The sequence below is a fragment of the Acinetobacter sp. ANC_7553 genome (assembly GCF_056779895.1).
Map to the genome: position 1 here is coordinate 1 of NZ_JBWYIV010000053.1, position 414 is coordinate 414.

Here is a 414-nt window from a genome sequence, read left to right on the forward strand (position 1 = left end):
GGCAGAGCAAGCACTAGCAGATGCCGAATCAGATGGTTTAATCACGCCAACAGAACTTGCTGAGCTGACTCAAGCACGTGATGATGCGCTTACTGCTAAAGAAGATGCACAAGCGAAAGTTGATGCACTTCCAGAAGGAGCAGACAAAGACGCATTGGATGCACGCTTAGATGATCTAGTCAACATCACCTTACCAACAGTAAATGATGAAAACGAAGATGGTGTGGATGATGCAGTTGCAGCACTTGAAGAAGCAACAGAGGCAGTAGAGGCGGCTGAAGCAGCATATGCTGAGGCAGAGCAAGCATTAGCAGATGCAGAAGCAGATGGTTTAATCACGCCAACAGAACTTGCTGAGCTGACTCAAGCACGTGATGATGCGCTTACTGCTAAAGAAGATGCACAAGCGAAAGT

At 47.3% G+C, this 414-nt stretch carries 1 protein-coding gene; it reads left to right on the forward strand.

Features of this window, described 5'->3' with window-relative positions; all coding sequences use genetic code 11:
* A partial coding sequence (locus AC1M9I_RS14635; protein WP_481611218.1) for a GA-like domain-containing protein occupies positions 1-414 on the forward strand: 414 nt, incomplete at both ends.